Source organism: Corynebacterium pollutisoli (genome assembly GCF_900177745.1).
GTDB lineage: Bacteria > Actinomycetota > Actinomycetes > Mycobacteriales > Mycobacteriaceae > Corynebacterium > Corynebacterium pollutisoli.
In genome coordinates this window covers 25,574-39,847 of the sequence record NZ_FXAR01000011.1, presented here as the reverse complement: position 1 = coordinate 39,847, position 14,274 = coordinate 25,574, and the positions used below count along the sequence as shown (strand labels likewise).

The 14,274-nt window shown below is 69.3% G+C and carries 15 protein-coding genes and 4 tRNA genes; 6 read left to right on the top strand and 13 right to left on the bottom strand.

Annotation, left to right across the window (positions count from 1 at the left end; all coding sequences use genetic code 11):
• Positions 1-99: 99 nt before the first annotated feature.
• The 5 genes from B9Y70_RS12095 to B9Y70_RS12075 all read right to left on the bottom strand — a co-directional run bounded on the left by B9Y70_RS12095 (position 100) and on the right by B9Y70_RS12075 (position 1,972).
• Positions 100-175: transfer RNA gene (locus B9Y70_RS12095), tRNA-Trp, on the bottom strand.
• A gap of 80 nt (positions 176-255) precedes the next feature.
• Positions 256-327: transfer RNA gene (locus B9Y70_RS12090), tRNA-Met, on the bottom strand.
• A 60-nt stretch (positions 328-387) separates the two neighbouring features.
• A tRNA-Thr gene (locus B9Y70_RS12085) sits at positions 388-460 on the bottom strand.
• Between the two features lie 335 nt (positions 461-795).
• Positions 796-880: transfer RNA gene (locus tag B9Y70_RS12080), tRNA-Tyr, on the bottom strand.
• A gap of 75 nt (positions 881-955) precedes the next feature.
• On the bottom strand, positions 956-1,972 hold the full coding sequence (locus tag B9Y70_RS12075; RefSeq protein WP_085550513.1) for a polyprenyl synthetase family protein: 1,017 nt from the start codon (positions 1,970-1,972) through the stop codon (positions 956-958).
• A gap of 101 nt (positions 1,973-2,073) precedes the next feature.
• On the opposite strand from B9Y70_RS12075, the gene B9Y70_RS12070 reads away from it, so the two are divergent.
• Complete coding sequence (locus B9Y70_RS12070) at positions 2,074-3,318, top strand: geranylgeranyl reductase family protein (RefSeq protein WP_143337641.1); 1,245 nt, start codon at positions 2,074-2,076, stop codon at positions 3,316-3,318.
• Here B9Y70_RS12070 and B9Y70_RS12065 read toward each other — a convergent pair.
• The 6 genes from B9Y70_RS12065 to B9Y70_RS12040 are packed head-to-tail and all read right to left on the bottom strand — an operon-like array spanning position 3,305 to position 8,805.
• Entirely contained in the window at positions 3,305-3,994 is a 690-nt protein-coding gene (locus tag B9Y70_RS12065; RefSeq protein ID WP_085550511.1) for a demethylmenaquinone methyltransferase, read from the bottom strand. The two genes, B9Y70_RS12070 and B9Y70_RS12065, sit on opposite strands and share 14 nt — an antisense overlap.
• Positions 3,995-4,019: 25 nt before the next feature.
• Positions 4,020-5,219 (bottom strand): glycosyltransferase family 4 protein, encoded by a 1,200-nt coding sequence (locus tag B9Y70_RS12060; RefSeq protein WP_085550510.1) that lies wholly within the window; start codon positions 5,217-5,219, stop codon positions 4,020-4,022.
• 41 nt (positions 5,220-5,260) lie between these two features.
• Positions 5,261-5,710, bottom strand: a complete 450-nt coding sequence (locus B9Y70_RS12055; RefSeq protein ID WP_085550509.1) for a DUF3592 domain-containing protein — start codon at positions 5,708-5,710, stop codon at positions 5,261-5,263.
• Complete coding sequence (gene menD / locus B9Y70_RS12050) at positions 5,707-7,311, bottom strand: 2-succinyl-5-enolpyruvyl-6-hydroxy-3-cyclohexene-1-carboxylic-acid synthase (protein WP_085550508.1); 1,605 nt, start codon at positions 7,309-7,311, stop codon at positions 5,707-5,709. The genes B9Y70_RS12055 and menD overlap by 4 nt, the downstream gene beginning before the upstream one ends.
• 10 nt (positions 7,312-7,321) lie before the next feature.
• Positions 7,322-7,795 carry a hypothetical protein gene (locus tag B9Y70_RS12045; protein WP_085550507.1) on the bottom strand — a complete coding sequence of 158 codons (474 nt, stop codon included), beginning with the start codon at positions 7,793-7,795 and terminating at the stop codon, positions 7,322-7,324.
• An 11-nt stretch (positions 7,796-7,806) separates the two neighbouring features.
• Positions 7,807-8,805 carry an o-succinylbenzoate synthase gene (locus B9Y70_RS12040; protein ID WP_085550506.1) on the bottom strand — a complete coding sequence of 333 codons (999 nt, stop codon included), beginning with the start codon at positions 8,803-8,805 and terminating at the stop codon, positions 7,807-7,809.
• Between the two features lie 60 nt (positions 8,806-8,865).
• On the opposite strand from B9Y70_RS12040, the gene B9Y70_RS12035 reads away from it, so the two are divergent.
• The 3 genes from B9Y70_RS12035 to B9Y70_RS12025 are packed head-to-tail and all read left to right on the top strand — an operon-like array spanning position 8,866 to position 10,663.
• Complete coding sequence (locus B9Y70_RS12035; RefSeq protein ID WP_085550535.1) at positions 8,866-9,168, top strand: 4a-hydroxytetrahydrobiopterin dehydratase; 303 nt, start codon at positions 8,866-8,868, stop codon at positions 9,166-9,168.
• Positions 9,169-9,173: 5 nt separating this feature from the next.
• A complete protein-coding gene (locus B9Y70_RS12030) occupies positions 9,174-10,136 on the top strand; it encodes a 1,4-dihydroxy-2-naphthoyl-CoA synthase (protein WP_085550505.1) in 963 nt (320 codons plus the stop codon).
• The gene (locus B9Y70_RS12025) at positions 10,136-10,663 is read left to right on the top strand and encodes a uridine kinase family protein (protein ID WP_085550504.1); all 528 of its coding nucleotides are present in this window, start codon (positions 10,136-10,138) and stop codon (positions 10,661-10,663) included. Before B9Y70_RS12030 ends, B9Y70_RS12025 begins: the two co-directional genes overlap by 1 nt.
• A gap of 21 nt (positions 10,664-10,684) precedes the next feature.
• On the opposite strand, the gene B9Y70_RS12020 is transcribed toward B9Y70_RS12025, so the two are convergent.
• On the bottom strand, positions 10,685-11,392 hold the full coding sequence (locus tag B9Y70_RS12020; protein WP_085550503.1) for a DUF6226 family protein: 708 nt from the start codon (positions 11,390-11,392) through the stop codon (positions 10,685-10,687).
• Between the two features lie 120 nt (positions 11,393-11,512).
• On the opposite strand from B9Y70_RS12020, the gene B9Y70_RS12015 reads away from it, so the two are divergent.
• Together B9Y70_RS12015 and menE are read left to right on the top strand one after the other, a co-directional pair.
• Complete coding sequence (locus B9Y70_RS12015; RefSeq protein ID WP_143337640.1) at positions 11,513-12,169, top strand: DUF305 domain-containing protein; 657 nt, start codon at positions 11,513-11,515, stop codon at positions 12,167-12,169.
• A gap of 56 nt (positions 12,170-12,225) precedes the next feature.
• Complete coding sequence (gene menE / locus B9Y70_RS12010) at positions 12,226-13,353, top strand: o-succinylbenzoate--CoA ligase (protein ID WP_085550502.1); 1,128 nt, start codon at positions 12,226-12,228, stop codon at positions 13,351-13,353.
• On the opposite strand, the gene B9Y70_RS12005 is transcribed toward menE, so the two are convergent.
• Positions 13,350-14,216, bottom strand: a complete 867-nt coding sequence (locus B9Y70_RS12005) for a glycosyltransferase (protein ID WP_085550501.1) — start codon at positions 14,214-14,216, stop codon at positions 13,350-13,352. The two genes, menE and B9Y70_RS12005, sit on opposite strands and share 4 nt — an antisense overlap.
• Positions 14,217-14,274: the final 58 nt, after the last annotated feature.

Sequence of the window (14,274 nt, the reverse complement as noted above, 5' to 3'; positions counted from 1 at the left end):
ATCAGTCGTGGATGGAACTTCGATGAGCCTACCAGAGCCCCACCCCGACAAGCAGAACGGGCCGGACCCGAGGAGATTTCCTCAGGCACCGGCCCGCATTGGCAGGGGCGACAGGACTCGAACCTGCAACCTACGGTTTTGGAGACCGTTGCTCTACCAATTGAACTACGCCCCTTGGTGTGCTGATCCAACAGCACGGTTCACCCTACCAGACCGGAAACCTCATCTGAAACTTCCCGCCGGCCGGATAACCGGTAGCGATGGCGGGAATTGAACCCGCGACACAGCGATTATGAGTCGCTTGCTCTACCACTGAGCTACACCGCCTGGTGGCTGTTTCACACTCTCCCAGCCACCGACGGTGAAACCGAGGGAGAAAAGAAACAGAGCCCCCTATCAGAATCGAACTGATGACCTTTTCCTTACCATGGAAACGCTCTGCCGACTGAGCTAAGGGGGCACAGCCTCTAGTAGCTTTGGCCTTGATTTCTCTTGGCCGCTCCGTTGAAGCCTTGTAAAGATTAACCCGATGCATTGCACTTACACAAATCGCCAGGTCATCATGCATTTTCGACGTGTTTATGGCGCGCTTTAAAGCCCGTGTGGAACGCGTTTTAAGTGGGATTGGGGAAGCATGCTTGAGGGGTTCGGCGGGCACCTGCCGACAGGTAGATCATCGTGCAGTAGTGACATTCTGCAGGCCCGGAAACGGCACTGCTGCACGATGATCTACCCGTCCCCCGCCCGGACCCGGAAACGACGAAACCCACCCGGGGATCCGGGTGGGTTTCTCTGTGGTGCCAGGTAGAAGATTCGAACTTCTGAAGGCTATGCCGGCGGATTTACAGTCCGCTCCCTTTGGCCGCTCGGGCAACCTGGCGAGCACCGTGGTGCGCTACACACTTTACTATGACGTACCGACCAACTGGCAAATCGGCTGGTCAAGACATAAAAACTAGCCGACGCGACGGATGGTGTACCCGGCGAGCAGACGCAGCGCATCGGTCGCGGGAGACGCCGGGAGGCGGTCGATCTGGGTCTCCACCTCCGCGAGGTAGCGGTGGACGTCGGCCAGCGCCTTCTCCCGGCCCTGGGAGCGTCCCAGAAGCTCGAGGGCACGCTCGACGTCCTCGTCCTCGGTGAGGGGGCCGGTGAGCAACCCACGGAGCTCCTCGCCGACCTCGGTGTCCTCCCGCATGGCGTGGAGCACGGGGAGGGTGAACACGCCTTCCCGGAGGTCGGTGCCCGGGGTCTTGCCGGACTGTTCGTGGGCGGAGAAGATGTCGATGATGTCGTCGACGATCTGGAAGATCATGCCTACGGCCATGCCGATCTTGTGCAGCGCATCGGCGTGCTCCTCGGACGCGCCGGCGTGGTAGGCACCGAGGTATCCGGAGGAGGCGATGAGCACGCCGGTCTTCTCGGCGATGACGTCGAGGTAGTGCTCGATGGGGTCGCGGTCACCGGCGCCGATTGTCTCGCGCATCTGCCCGGTCACCAGGTCCTGGAAGGTGGTGGCGAAGTGGGCGACGGTGTGGGTGTCCAGCTCGCTCATGAGCCGGGAGGCGTGGGCGAAGAGGATGTCGCCGGCGAGGATGGCCACCGCGTTGTCCCAGCGGGCGTTGGCGGAGTCGACGCCGCGGCGCAGCTCGGCCTCGTCCATGACGTCGTCGTGGTAGAGGGTGGCCAGGTGGACGGTCTCCAGCGCGGCGGCCACCTTGACCACCTCGCGGGAGCCGGAACGGGGGCCGTACTCGGAGGCCAGCAGCCCCATCATGGGACGGAATCGCTTGCCGCCGGCGGTGAGCAGGTGGGTCACCTTGTCGACGAGGAAGTCCTCGCCCTTCGCCAGTTCCTCGCGCAGCAGGACCTCGACCTCGGCCATTCCGGTCGCGATGCGCTCATTGAGCTCGGCGTCTCCCAGGTCCACGTGCCCTGCCGGGCTGGGCTGGTAGGTAGTGCCGTGGGTCATGTCGGAATGTCCTTGCAACGGAGTATGAGGATGATGGTGATCGGGTTCAACCGTAGTCCACAATTGCCGCTCACCGTAGTCAGGGTGCCACAATAGGGCGCATGAGTGTGGTGGATGTCCTTGTTGTCGGTGCCGGTCCCGCGGGCGCGGCCGCCGCGATTCATGCGGCGGATACGGGCCTCGAGGTCCTGCTTGTCGACGCCGCCACCTTCCCCCGCGACAAGACCTGCGGCGACGGCCTCACCCCGCGCGCCATCCACAGCCTGGCGCGCCTGGGCCTCGCCGATGAGGTGACCAGGGATTACCGCAACAAGGGCCTGAAGCTGCGGGGCTTCGGCGGCTCGGTGACCGCCCCCTGGCCGGAGGGCCACTACGGCACGGTGGGCTCCGCGATGCCGCGCACCGAGTTCGACCACCTGGTGGTGCGCGCCGCCGTCGCCCGCGGGGCCACCCTGTGGGAGGACGCCACGGCGACCGCGGTGACCCGTGAGGGTCGCTCCATCGGGGAGGTGACGGTGCGTCACGGGGGCGTCGATAAGCAGGTCCGGGCGCGGTGGATCCTCGTCGCCGACGGCGTGCGCTCGACGTTCGGCAAGCTGCTCGGCCGCGAGTGGCACCGCGGCGAGGTGTACGGCATCGCCGCGCGCTCGTACTGCACGTCGCCTATGTCGACGGAGCCGTGGATCCACTCCGATGTCGAGCTTCTCGACGACACCGGCACCGTCCAGCCCGGCTACGGCTGGATCTTCCCCCTCGGCGACGGCCGCGTGAACCTCGGCGCGGGAGCCCTGTCCACCGACGCGCGCCCCGCGAAGGTGAACACCAAGAAGCTGCTCGCCCACTATGCCGCCCGGAAGCGGCAGGAGTGGCAGCTCGGCCCCGAGCAGGACGTCGCCTCCGCCCTGCTGCCGATGGGTGGCGCGGTGTCCAATGTCGCCGGCCCCAACTGGATGCTCATCGGCGACGCCGCCGCCCTGGTCAACCCCCTCAACGGCGAGGGCATCGACTACGGCCTCGAGTCCGCCGAGATGGCCGTCGGTCTGCTGCAGGAGGGCCGGGACCTCACGCTCGTGTGGCCGCACCTGCTGCGCGAGACCTACGGTGAGGCGTTCCTCCTCGCTCGCACCGCGGCCCGCCTGCTGACGTACCCGACGTTCCTCCCCCTGGTCGGGCCGCTGGGCCTGCGCGGGCCGGTCGGCGCGGTCATCATGCCGGCCGCCGCCCGCCTCATGGGCAACCTCATCACCGACGAGGACCGGGACCTCATCGCCCGCGCCTGGCGACTGTCCGGCGCGGCGGTGTCCCGCGCGCGCCGCGACACCCCCCTGTGGTCTACAACGGCTTAGTCGCCGAGTGCAGGGCCACAATGCCGAGGGTGAGATTCTGCCAGCCGGCGTTCTCCCACCCGTTGGCGTTGATCACCCGCGCCAGGCCCTCCTGCCCCGGCCACGCGCGGATGGAGTCCGCGAGGTACTCGTAGGCGTCCGGGTTGGAGGAAAATACGCGCGCCACACGCGGCAGCAGGCGGGTGAGGTACTCCTTGTACACCGTGCCGAAGACCGGCACCACGGGAGTGGAGAACTCCGCGATCGCCAGCCTGCCCCCCGGCCTGGTCACGCGCGCCATCTCCCGCAGGGCAGCCTCATGGTCGTGGATGTTGCGCAGGCCGTAGGAGATGGTGACGGCGTCGAAGGTGTCGTCCGCGAAGGGCAGCTGCATACCGTCGCCGCACACCTTCGGCACGTCACGCTCCCGGCCGGCGGCGAGCATCCCCTGGGAGAAGTCGCAGGCCACGCACCACGCGCCGGACTTCGCCAACTCGACCGTGGACACGGCGGTGCCGGCGGCCAGATCGAGGACCTTCTCCCCCGGCTTGAGGCCCAGGCGCTCGCGGGTCCGCCGCCGCCACCGTGTGTCCTGCCCGAAGGACAGGATGGTGTTGGTCAGGTCGTACTTCTCGCCGACGGCGTCGAACATCGACGCCACGTCGAAGGGTTTCTTGTCCAGGTCTGCCTTAGCCACCCGTTCAGTCTAGGTGAGCGCAGTGTCAGGCGACGCGGGCGCCCAGCGCGCGGGCGGCCCACAGCGGCAGTTCCGGGCGCGGGCCGAAGAAGGTGAGCGGCACGCGGCGGGTCTGGTCGATGACCTCGTCGTAGTAGCCGAGGAGCTGCTCGCACAGCGCCTCCCACGTCTTGTTCTGCACCGAGGTGCGGGCGTTGTGGCACAGCGCGGCGTGGCGATCCGGGTGGAGCAGCCACTCGGCGGCGGTGGGCAGGTCCCGGGTGAACGTGTCGACGTCGAGGAGCAGGCCGTTGTAACGCTCCTGGATGAGGTCGACCGGTCCGCCGGCCCGCGGGCCGATGGTGGGCACACCGGAGGCCTGCGCCTCCTGGATGGCCTGGCAGAAGGTCTCGAACTCACCGGCGTGGACGAACAGGTCGAGGGAGGCGTAGGCGCGGGCCAGGTCCTCGCCGCCGAGAGCGCCGGTGAACACGGCGTTCGGCATGAGCGACTCCAGCTCCGGACGGGAGGGGCCGTCACCGACGATGACCAGCTGGATGTCCCGGCGTCCGTGCAGGGAGACCAGACGGTGCACGCCCTTCTCCGCGGCGAGGCGGCCGACGAAGCCAACGATCTTCTTCCGGCCCGAACGGTCCCACTCGCGGCGCAGGGCCGGGTCGCGCTTCTCCGGGTGGAAACGGACGGCGTCGACGCCGCGACCCCAGTGGCGGACGTTGTTGATGCCGTGGGCCTCCAGCTCGGAGATGGTGAGTGAGGAGGGGGCCAGGGTCATCTGGCAGATGTTGTGGATGTGGCGGGTCCACTCCCAGGCGGCGGCGGCCAGCGGCGCGAGGTGGTACTTGGTGGCGAAGCCGGCGACGTCGGTCTGGTACAGCGCCACCGCCGGGATGCGCAGCTGGCGGGCGGCGAAGGCGCCGGCGGCCCCGAGGACGAAGGGGCTGGCCAGGTGGATGATGTCCGGGTTGAACGCGCGGAGGGCGTCGGTGACGGTGGCGTTGGGGACACCGATCGGCAGCGAGTCGATGAGCGGCATGCGCACGGTGGGGACGCGGACGATCTCGAAACCGAGGTACTCGTGGATCTCCTCCTGGAAATCCCGGGCACCGGGGGCGACGACCATCGCCTCATGCCCCTCCCGGTGGAGGTGCTCGAGCACTCTGAGCACGGAGTTCGTCACACCGTTGACGTTGGGGAGGAAGGATTCGGCGACGATGGCAACACGCATGGGTGACATGATCTCCTACCTAGGCAACATCGGCCTGAGCGTCAGCTCAATTCCGGGCTAACTTTCGGTGAACTGGACCGGGGGCGCGTCGCGCGCCCCACTGCCCACCACAATACGGCAGCGATAACCGTTGTCACTAGTGCGACGCTGAGTGCCGGGATGATCGAGAGGGTCCATTCACGCCCCTCCACCTTGACCAGATCGGGGTCCGACTTCGCGTACGTCACCCACACGCGCTGCCCCTCCCCCAGGCCGGTCGGGTAGAGCAGCCCCGTGGGCGGGGAGTGGTAGATGCCCTCCTCGTCGCGGTAGTCGATGGTGGTGCGCAGCCAGCTCGTGCCGGTGACGGTCGCCAGGGCGCGGCCCGGGTCCTCGTTGATGGTGCGGTCGTTGAGCGCGGGGCCGACGACCATCGACACCGCGCCGAGCAGCGCCGCCACGTAGAGCAGCAGCACCAGCTGGCGGCCCCGGCGACCGATGCTCTCCCTCACCTGCGCAGGGCCTCGTGCATGGCGCGGCGGGTGGCGCGGGTCGTGCGAGCCTCGATGACGGTGAGGCCGTCCTGCGGTTCGCTCAGGGCGTCGAGAAGCTCGCGCAGCTCCGTGACCTCCCGGTGGGCGACACCGAAGCCGGCGCACAGATCGCCGAGCGACGCCCCGTGCGGCGTCCCGAAGACCCGCTCGAAGCTGGCGCGCAGCTCGGGCGCGCCGATCTCGAGGGTCTCGAAGATGCCGCCGCCGTCGTCGTTGGCCACGACGATGGTGAGGTTCTCCGGGTGGGTGTCGGCGGGGCCGATGAGCAGGCCGCCGATGTCGTGGAGGAAGGTGACGTCGCCGAGGAGGGCGACGGTGCGCGGCGCGCGTGGTTCATCCGGGTGGGCGGCCTGGGTGGCCAGGGCGATGCCGACGGCCTGGGAGACGGTGCCGTCGATACCCGCGGCCCCGCGGGGGGAGTACGTGTCGACGCCGTCGTAGGGCAGGCCGACGAAGCTGGCGTCGCGCACCGGGTTGGAGGCCCCGAGCACGAGCGTGTCCCCGGTGCCGAGGGTGTCGGAGATCGCCGCCGCGACGTGCAGTCCGGTGAAGCCGTGGGCGGGGTCGGCGATGACGAGGCGCACAGTGTCGGCGGCCAGGTCGGAGGCGGCCTCGCAGATCTGCAGCCACTGCTTTGTCGGCGCGCCGGTGACCTTGACGGTGCTGCCGCGACGGGAGTCGGGGCGCGGGTCGGTGAAGTCGGCGGTGCGGCTGAGGGTGATCAGCTCGATGTCCGGGTCGTTGATGAGCCCCAGCACGTCCCGGTGCAGCGTGGGATGTCCGACGACGATGACCTGCTCCGGCTTCGTGTCCACGACGTAGTCGTTGGCGCTGATCTGCGGCTTGCGGAAAATCGCGGCCGCCAGCGGGTGCACCGGATGATACGGAGCGGGTGCGGTCGGCTCGGCGATGGTCGGCACGTCCTCGAGTCCCTCGACGGCCCAGGCCTCGTCGCCGGCGATGACGAGGGTGTTGCGGCTGAGATCCACCGCGACCTCCCCGTGGTCCTGCGGGCGCGGCCCGGGCGCGCGGCGCAGGGTCCGGTTGGACGGTGTCTCCGGCAGCTGCTTACCGACGAGCGGGGCATCCAGCTCCACATTGATGTGCACCTGCAGCCGCGTGGTGAACGCCTCCGCCATCTGCGGGATGTCCCCGCCGGCGACGATGTTGGTGGTCTGGGCGTAGCGGCCGAAGATCCCCAGCTGGTCGATGGTCTGGCTGGCCCCGGTGTCCTGCATGCGACGGGGCCGGTCGGCACTGATCACCGCGAGTGGGGCATGCGAATAATGGGCCTCCACCATGGCGGGGAGGCAGTTGGCGACGGCCGTCCCCGACGTCATCACCACGCCGACGCGCCGCTTCTGCACGCGGGCGATACCGAGGGCGAGGAAAGCGGCGCTGCGCTCGTCGTGACGCACGTGCACCCGGATGTCCGGGCGGGCCAGGAGCGCCAGGCTCAGCGGGGAGTTCCGCGAACCGGGGCACACCACCACATCGCTGACGTGGCGGGAGAGCTGCTCCACGACGGCCCGGGCCAACTGCATCGACTCATTGTCCATGCGGACGAGTCTACTGAGCGGGCTGCGAGCCGAGAAGATCGTTGAGCCAGCCCTCGATGTCGACCTCCGGCAGGTTCTCCGGAACCTCCGGTAGGTTCTCGGGCAGTTCGGTGGGGATCTCCGTGGGCAGGGCGCGCTCAGTGGTGGTCTCGGTGACGGTGAGCGACGTCGTCTCCGTGACGGTCACCGGCTCCACCGGCCTGTCCGCCTCCGCCGCCGCGCCGCGCCACAGGAAGAAGAACAGCCCCGCCGCCAGGAGGGTGAGTCCGAAGAGGATGCCCAGCAGCATGGGCAACGCCCCGCCGCTTTTCGACGCCCGCGGCGGCTCCTGGTACTGCGGCTGCTGGTAGGAGGGCTGCTCGTACCCGTACTGCGGCTCCTGGTACTGCGGCGGCCGGTAGCCCGGGTCATTCTCCCCGGGGAAGTACTGCCGGGGCCGGTCCCCGCCGGTGGGGCCGAGGTAGCGGGTGTCGTCATCGTTCATGGGGCTTAAACCTACACGTGGGGCAGTGCCTCGCGAACCCGGGAGAACCACCAGTCACGCCGATCCACAGGTGCCGCCAAGGCGCTGAGGCGGTCGGGGTCAGGCACCACAGGATCCACGGACATGTGGCCGTCGACGATCTCCCGCGGGGCGGCGACGTCCTCGACGAACAGCGACCCGGTGGCCAGGCCCGCGGCGGCCGGCGGGACGTCGAGGCCGTCGTCGTCCTCCAGTACGGGCAGGGCGGCCAGCGCGGCCAGCCCGGCGTTCATGCCGACGGCCGTGTCCAGTGCCGACGCCACCGTGACGTCCATGTGGTGGGCGCGGAGGTGCTCCGTGAGGTCGAGGACCCGCTGCACGCCGCCGAGCGGGGCGACCTTGACCACCGCGACGTCCGCCGCCCGCAGCTCGGCGACGCGGTAGGGGTCGGACTCCCGGCGGATCGACTCGTCCGCCGCGACCCGCACGAACATGCCGGCGCGCATGAGCTCGCCCCGCAGCTGCGCCAGCTCCTCCACCGAGTGGCAGGGCTGCTCCAGGTAGTCCAGGGGGCCCAGCGCCCGGGCCGCCTCGAGGGCCTCGGGGACGGTCCACCCGCGGTTGGCGTCGACCCGCACGACCGCTCCGGGCAGTACCTCGCGGACGGCCTGCACGCGGGCGACGTCATCAGCCAGGGTCTGGCCCTGCTCCGCGACCTTCACCTTCACCACCCGGCACCCCGGGTAACGGGCCAGCACCGACTCGACCTCCCCGGGTGCCACGGCCGGGACGGTGGCGTTGACCTCGACGAGGGAACGTCGATAAGCGGGGAAACCGGTGAACGCCGCCTCCAGCCCGGCGCGCAGCCACGCGGCGGACTCGACAGCGTCGTACTCGAGGAAGGGGGCGAACTCTCCCCACCCGGCGGGTCCGTCGATGAGGAGTGCCTCCCGCGTATCGACGCCCCGGAAACGCACCGCCATCGGCAGCGCGACGACGTGGGCGCGGTCGAGGATGTCGTCGATGTGCATGTGCCCAGCGTAGGCCAGGCACGGTGGCGCAGCTCCGCCCATCCCCTCACAATGGCCACCATGACCGACACGAAGCAGATCCTCACCCCCGACCAGATCGCCGACGCCGACCTCACCGGATGGAAGGACAAGGGCGACCACATCGTCGCCTCCTTCGACACCGGTGACTTCGCCACCGGCCTCAAGCTGGTCAACCTCATCGGTGCATCCGCCGAGGAGGCGAACCACCACCCGGACATCACCCTCACCTACGGGCAGGTCGACGTGGCCCTGTCCAGCCACGATGTCGGCGGTCTCACCGTCCGCGACGTCCGCCTCGCCCGGGTGATCAACGACCACGTGCAGGGCCTCAACCTAAGCTGAAGGGCATGACCCGCAGTTACAGCACATCCAACCCCTTCGACTCCTCCCAGTGGAAGACCGTCGAGGGTTTCGAGGACCTCACCGACATCACCTACCACCGCCACGTGGGCACGCAGCGTCAGGACGGCATCGTCCGCATCGCGTTCGACCGCCCCGAGGTGCGTAACGCGTTCCGCCCGCACACCGTCGACGAGCTTTACCGCACGCTCGACCACGCGCGCCGTTCGCCGGACGTCGGCGTCGTTCTCATCACCGGCAACGGGCCTTCCGAGAAGGACGGCGGCTGGGCGTTCTGCTCCGGCGGCGACCAGCGCATCCGCGGCCGCTCCGGCTACCAGTACGCCCGCGAGCACGATTCGGACGACGCCGCGGCCGACGTCTCCACCGTCGACGAGGCCCGCACGAAGGCCGAGGGCGGCCGCCTGCACATCCTCGAGGTGCAGCGCCTCATCCGCACCATGCCCAAGGTGGTCATCGCCGTGGTCAACGGCTGGGCGGCCGGCGGCGGCCACTCCCTCCACGTCATCTGCGACATGACCATCGCCTCCCGCCAGGAGGCCCGCTTCAAGCAGACCGACGCCGACGTCGGTTCCTTCGACGCCGGCTACGGCTCCGCCTACCTGGCCAAGCAGGTGGGCCAGAAGTTCGCCCGCGAGATCTTCTTCCTCGGTCGCTCCTACTCCGCCGAGGATATGCAGCGCATGGGTGCCGTCAACATCGTCGCCGACCACGGCCAGCTCGAGGAGGAGGCCATCCAGGTGGCGCGGGAGATCAACGGCAAGTCCCCCACCGCGCAGCGCATGCTCAAGTTCGCGTTCAACCTCACCGACGACGGCCTCATGGGCCAGCAGGTCTTCGCCGGCGAGGCCACCCGCCTGGCGTACATGACCGACGAGGCCGTCGAGGGCCGGGACTCCTTCCTGGAGAAGCGCGACCCCGACTGGGATCAGTTCCCCTTCTATTACTGATGCTCTCCCGCCTGCGACTCCCGCCCCGCGCCGTGCTGGCCATCGACGGCCACGGCGCCAGCGGCAAGACCACGCTCGCCCGGCGTCTCGCCGCCGAGCACGGCGCGGCGTGCGTGGTGGGCACCGATGATCTCGCCTGGCACCACTCCTTCTTCGACTGGGCGGACCTGCTTATCGACGCCGTCCTCCTCCCCTACCGCTCCGGACATGCGGTGTCCTACCGCCCGCCGGGGTGGGTGAAGATGGAGCGCGCCGGGTCGATCGAGGTCCCGGCGGAGACGGACCTGCTCATCGTCGAGGGCACCGGCGCGGGCCGCCTCGAGGCCGCACCGCACATCGACGCGCTCATCTGGGTGGATGTCGACCTCGACGTGGCCCGCGAACGCGGCCTGGCCCGCGACGTCGCCAGCGGCGTCAACGGCACCCGCGAGGAGGCCGAGCGCTTCTGGGACGAGTGGATGGCCGAGGAGATCCCGTTCCTCAACCGGCACCGGCCGTGGGAACGCGCGGACCTCATCGTGGGGTGATCATTGCTCCGGCAGTCGGTGTCAGCGCCCGTCGGCGGGCCAGTCCTCGGGGGGATCATCGAAACCGGCTGGCGGCCAGAGTGGCAGATCCCGGCGGGCGACGGAGAACGGGGTACGCGACTCCCAGTGATCCGCCCATGACACACCGTGCACCTCCCGGACGGTCTCCCTGGTCGCAGTGCCGCCGGCCCCGAACGACGTCTCCGTCCACCGCATGCCGTCCTTCCGGATGATGCGGAAGGAACCGTCGACCACGGAGAAGATGTCCTGGTCCAGGCTATCGATGAATGCCGCCGAACCCCAGTCGCAGGCGTCACACGCGCAGTCCGGGTGGACACCCACCCTGGAGCGGATTTCACCCACCAGCACCTCCACCATCGGGGCCCGGCCGTCGGGGAAGATCCAGGCCGCCCCCTGCAGGCGCAGTGCCAGCGCTCCCTCGCGCCGCGGCCGCAGGGTGATGAGCCAGTCCTCCTCGCCCATCCTCCCGCGGGTGACATCGGCCCAGCCGCGCTCCTCGAGCACCCGGGCCCAGGCCCGGCAGCGGTCGATGATCATCCGGAACCTCCCCGGGTCCGCGCACACGCCGTAGTCCTCGTCGCGGGGATCATCGTCCGGGGCGGGCCAGGACGGCGGATCCTGGGCGCGGTGGGCGGCCTCGACGTCGTCGAGAAGCATCGCGGCCTCAGCGGACAGCGGAACGTGGAGGTCCTCCCACCAGGTGGTCATGGGGCCCACGCTAGCGGAATGATCCGGCGGTGAGTCGTGATAGTTCCGTGACAGAAACCAACTGCATGCGTTCCTGTTGATATGTAGCGTGAAACACACACCTACATGACAAGGAGAACCATGATGAAGAAGACCCGCATCGGCATCGCGATCCTCGCCTCCGCCTCCCTCGCTCTGGCGGCCTGCACCACCACCGACGAGGAGGTCGTCGACCCGGCCGACGGTGCCGCCGCCACCGCGACCGCCGCCGAGGACACGACCGCCGACACCACCACCGAGGACACGACGGACGAGGACGTCGCGGCCGACCCGGCCGGCAACAACGAGGACGACGTCGAGTTCGCGCAGATGATGATCCCCCATCATGAGCAGGGCGTCGAGCTCTCCGACATCATCCTGGCCAAGGACGGCGTCGATCCGCGCGTGCAGGACCTCGCGCAGCGCATCCGTGACGCACAGTTCCAGGAGGCCGAGCAGATGCGCTCCTGGCTCGACGCATGGGGTGCCCCGCAGCCGGAGGACACCGACATGGACCACTCGGACATGGACGGCATGCTCGATCCCGAGGAGGTCGCCGAGGTCGAGGCCGCCGACACCCCCGAGGCACAGGAACTGTTCCTCGACCACATGATCAGCCACCACGAGGGCGCCGTCGACATGGCCGAGACGCACCGCGACAACGGTCAGAACGAGGACGCCCTGGCCCTGTCCGAGCAGATCGTCCGGACCCAGGAGGCCGAGATTGCGGAGATGGAGGAGGTCCGGGACTCGCTGTAACCCCTTCCGACGCGGGGAGAGGGCCGGGGCCGTGAACAGGCTACGATCTTCTCCTTGTGACCCGCCTGCTGGAACCCCTCGTCGTCGACCCGCGAGATCCCGTCGCCATCCTGCCCTCACTGGAGGCGGCCATCGCCGGGCAGCGGACCCTGCTGCCGGTACCCGCCGATGACCCCACCCGGGCCGCGCTGCTGCGGGATTCCCAGCGCGCCGGCCACCCCGTCTCCGCGGACATCGCGCTGGTGGTGGCCACCTCCGGGTCCACCGGCACCCCGAAGGGCGCGCAGCTCACCCCGGCCAACCTGGTCTCCAGCGCGGACGCCACCCACCGCCACCTCGGCGGGGAGGGGCAGTGGCTGCTGGCCATGCCCGCCCACCACATCGCCGGGCTGCAGGTACTCATCCGCTCGCTCATCGCGGGGGTTGACCCCCTCGCCCTCGACCTGAGCAGCGGTTTCCACACCGCCGACTTCGCGCGCGCCGCCACCGAACTGCACGCCACCGGTGACCGCTGCTACACCTCCCTCACCCCGATGCAGCTGGCCAAGCTCATGGACACTCTCCAGGGCATCGACGCGCTGCGCCTGTTCGACGCCGTCCTCGTCGGCGGTGCCGCCCTCAACCCGCAGCTGGCCCGCGCGGCCGCGGACATGCAGATCACCCTGGTGACCACCTACGGGTCCTCGGAGACCTCCGGCGGCTGCGTCTACGACGGGCATCCGCTGCCCGGCGCGCGCGTCCGCGTCGAGGGCGGGCGCATCCACCTCGGCGGGCCGATGATCGCCCACGGGTACCGCAACGCCCCCGACCACGCGGCCTTCGCGGAGCCGGGCTGGTTCGCCACCTCGGACGCCGGGCGTATCGACGCCGGCTCCCTCACCGTCACCGGCCGCCTCGACGCCGTCATCGACTCCGGTGGCCTCAAGCTGCAGCCGGAGGTCCTCGAGCAGGCGATGCTCGGCGTACGCGGGGTGACCGGCGCGTGCGTCGTCGGTGTCCCCCACCCGCGGCTCGGCCAGGCGATCGTCGCCGCCTACACCGGGCCCGCCTCCCCGGGAGAGGTCATCGCGGGCCTCGACCACCTCCCCCGCTGGCAGCTGCCCAAGGAACTCAGGCGCCTGGACGAGCTGCCGGTGACGGGGCCGGGGAAGGTGGACCGGCGGGGCGTCGAGAAGCTCTTCTAGTCCTCGGAGCGGCTCGCCGCGACGAGCTTCGCCACGTCCTCGGCGCTGTAGACGCGCTGGATCTGCTCGTCGTTGCCGCCCATGAGCGTGTTGCCGATGACCAGCGCCCCCGACTGCGTCGACGGCACGACCGCGAAGTTGCGGGGGTGCGAGTACACCTGGCGCACGCGGTGCCCGGAGCGCAGGGCGCAGGCGTGGAGCCACACGTCGTCGGCACGCGGGGTGAGCTCCTGGAACACATCCCCCTGCCCGACGACGTAATCGATGAACGAGGCCGGGTAGAGCACGCCGGACACACCGGTGGCGAAGTGCAGGTAGCTGGCGCGGCAGGTGTCGGCGGCGGTCCACTTGACGTAGGGCAACAGCTTGTCGTCGCGCAGTTCGATGCGGTGCGCGCGGTAGGCGATGACGACGTCGCTGCGCAGATCGCCGATGAACAGCAGGCGCTCGAGGAACCACTCGGGGTAGATCATGTCGTCGTCGATGGTGGCGACGCGCTTCCCCGTGCCCGCCAGCTCGCGGAACTGCCCCCAGTACTTGGTGTGCGGGCCGTAGAGCCCGTCGGAGCAACGCACCTGCAGTCCGCGGCCGACCAGGCGGCGCAGGGTCTTCGGCCACTCGGCGTCGTAGTCCTTCCGGTCGAGCCACAGGACGACGGGGGCCTTGATGTTGCCGCGCACGATGGATTCGAGGGTGTAGTGGACACGGGTGAGGCGCTCGCCGTGCGAGGTCAGGGAGATGACCACGTCGCCCTCCTGCGGGAAGCGGGTCCGCGAGACGCGGTTGTTCCACGCCAGCGGAATCATCCGGAAGAGGGTGAAGAAGAAGCTGACCACCTGGCCGAGCACGTAACTGATCCACATAACCCGATTGATCTTACGTTCGCGGGCTGCGGGCTGCCTGCCAGCTCCTTTAAGGTAT

Excerpts from the sequence above, each read along its gene's own strand:
- B9Y70_RS12075 (WP_085550513.1), bottom strand. The coding sequence starts at position 1,972 with ATGACCCACGGCACTACCTACCAGCCCAGCCCGGCAGGGCACGTGGAC.
- B9Y70_RS12070 (WP_143337641.1), top strand. The coding sequence starts at position 2,074 with ATGAGTGTGGTGGATGTCCTTGTTGTCGGTGCCGGTCCCGCGGGCGCG.
- B9Y70_RS12060 (WP_085550510.1), bottom strand. The coding sequence starts at position 5,219 with ATGCGTGTTGCCATCGTCGCCGAATCCTTCCTCCCCAACGTCAACGGT.
- menD (WP_085550508.1), bottom strand. The coding sequence starts at position 7,311 with ATGGACAATGAGTCGATGCAGTTGGCCCGGGCCGTCGTGGAGCAGCTC.
- B9Y70_RS12045 (WP_085550507.1), bottom strand. The coding sequence starts at position 7,795 with ATGAACGATGACGACACCCGCTACCTCGGCCCCACCGGCGGGGACCGG.
- B9Y70_RS12040 (WP_085550506.1), bottom strand. The coding sequence starts at position 8,805 with ATGCACATCGACGACATCCTCGACCGCGCCCACGTCGTCGCGCTGCCG.
- B9Y70_RS12035 (WP_085550535.1), top strand. The coding sequence starts at position 8,866 with ATGACCGACACGAAGCAGATCCTCACCCCCGACCAGATCGCCGACGCC.
- B9Y70_RS12030 (WP_085550505.1), top strand. The coding sequence starts at position 9,174 with ATGACCCGCAGTTACAGCACATCCAACCCCTTCGACTCCTCCCAGTGG.
- B9Y70_RS12025 (WP_085550504.1), top strand. The coding sequence starts at position 10,136 with ATGCTCTCCCGCCTGCGACTCCCGCCCCGCGCCGTGCTGGCCATCGAC.
- B9Y70_RS12020 (WP_085550503.1), bottom strand. The coding sequence starts at position 11,392 with ATGACCACCTGGTGGGAGGACCTCCACGTTCCGCTGTCCGCTGAGGCC.
- B9Y70_RS12015 (WP_143337640.1), top strand. The coding sequence starts at position 11,513 with ATGATGAAGAAGACCCGCATCGGCATCGCGATCCTCGCCTCCGCCTCC.
- B9Y70_RS12005 (WP_085550501.1), bottom strand. The coding sequence starts at position 14,216 with ATGTGGATCAGTTACGTGCTCGGCCAGGTGGTCAGCTTCTTCTTCACC.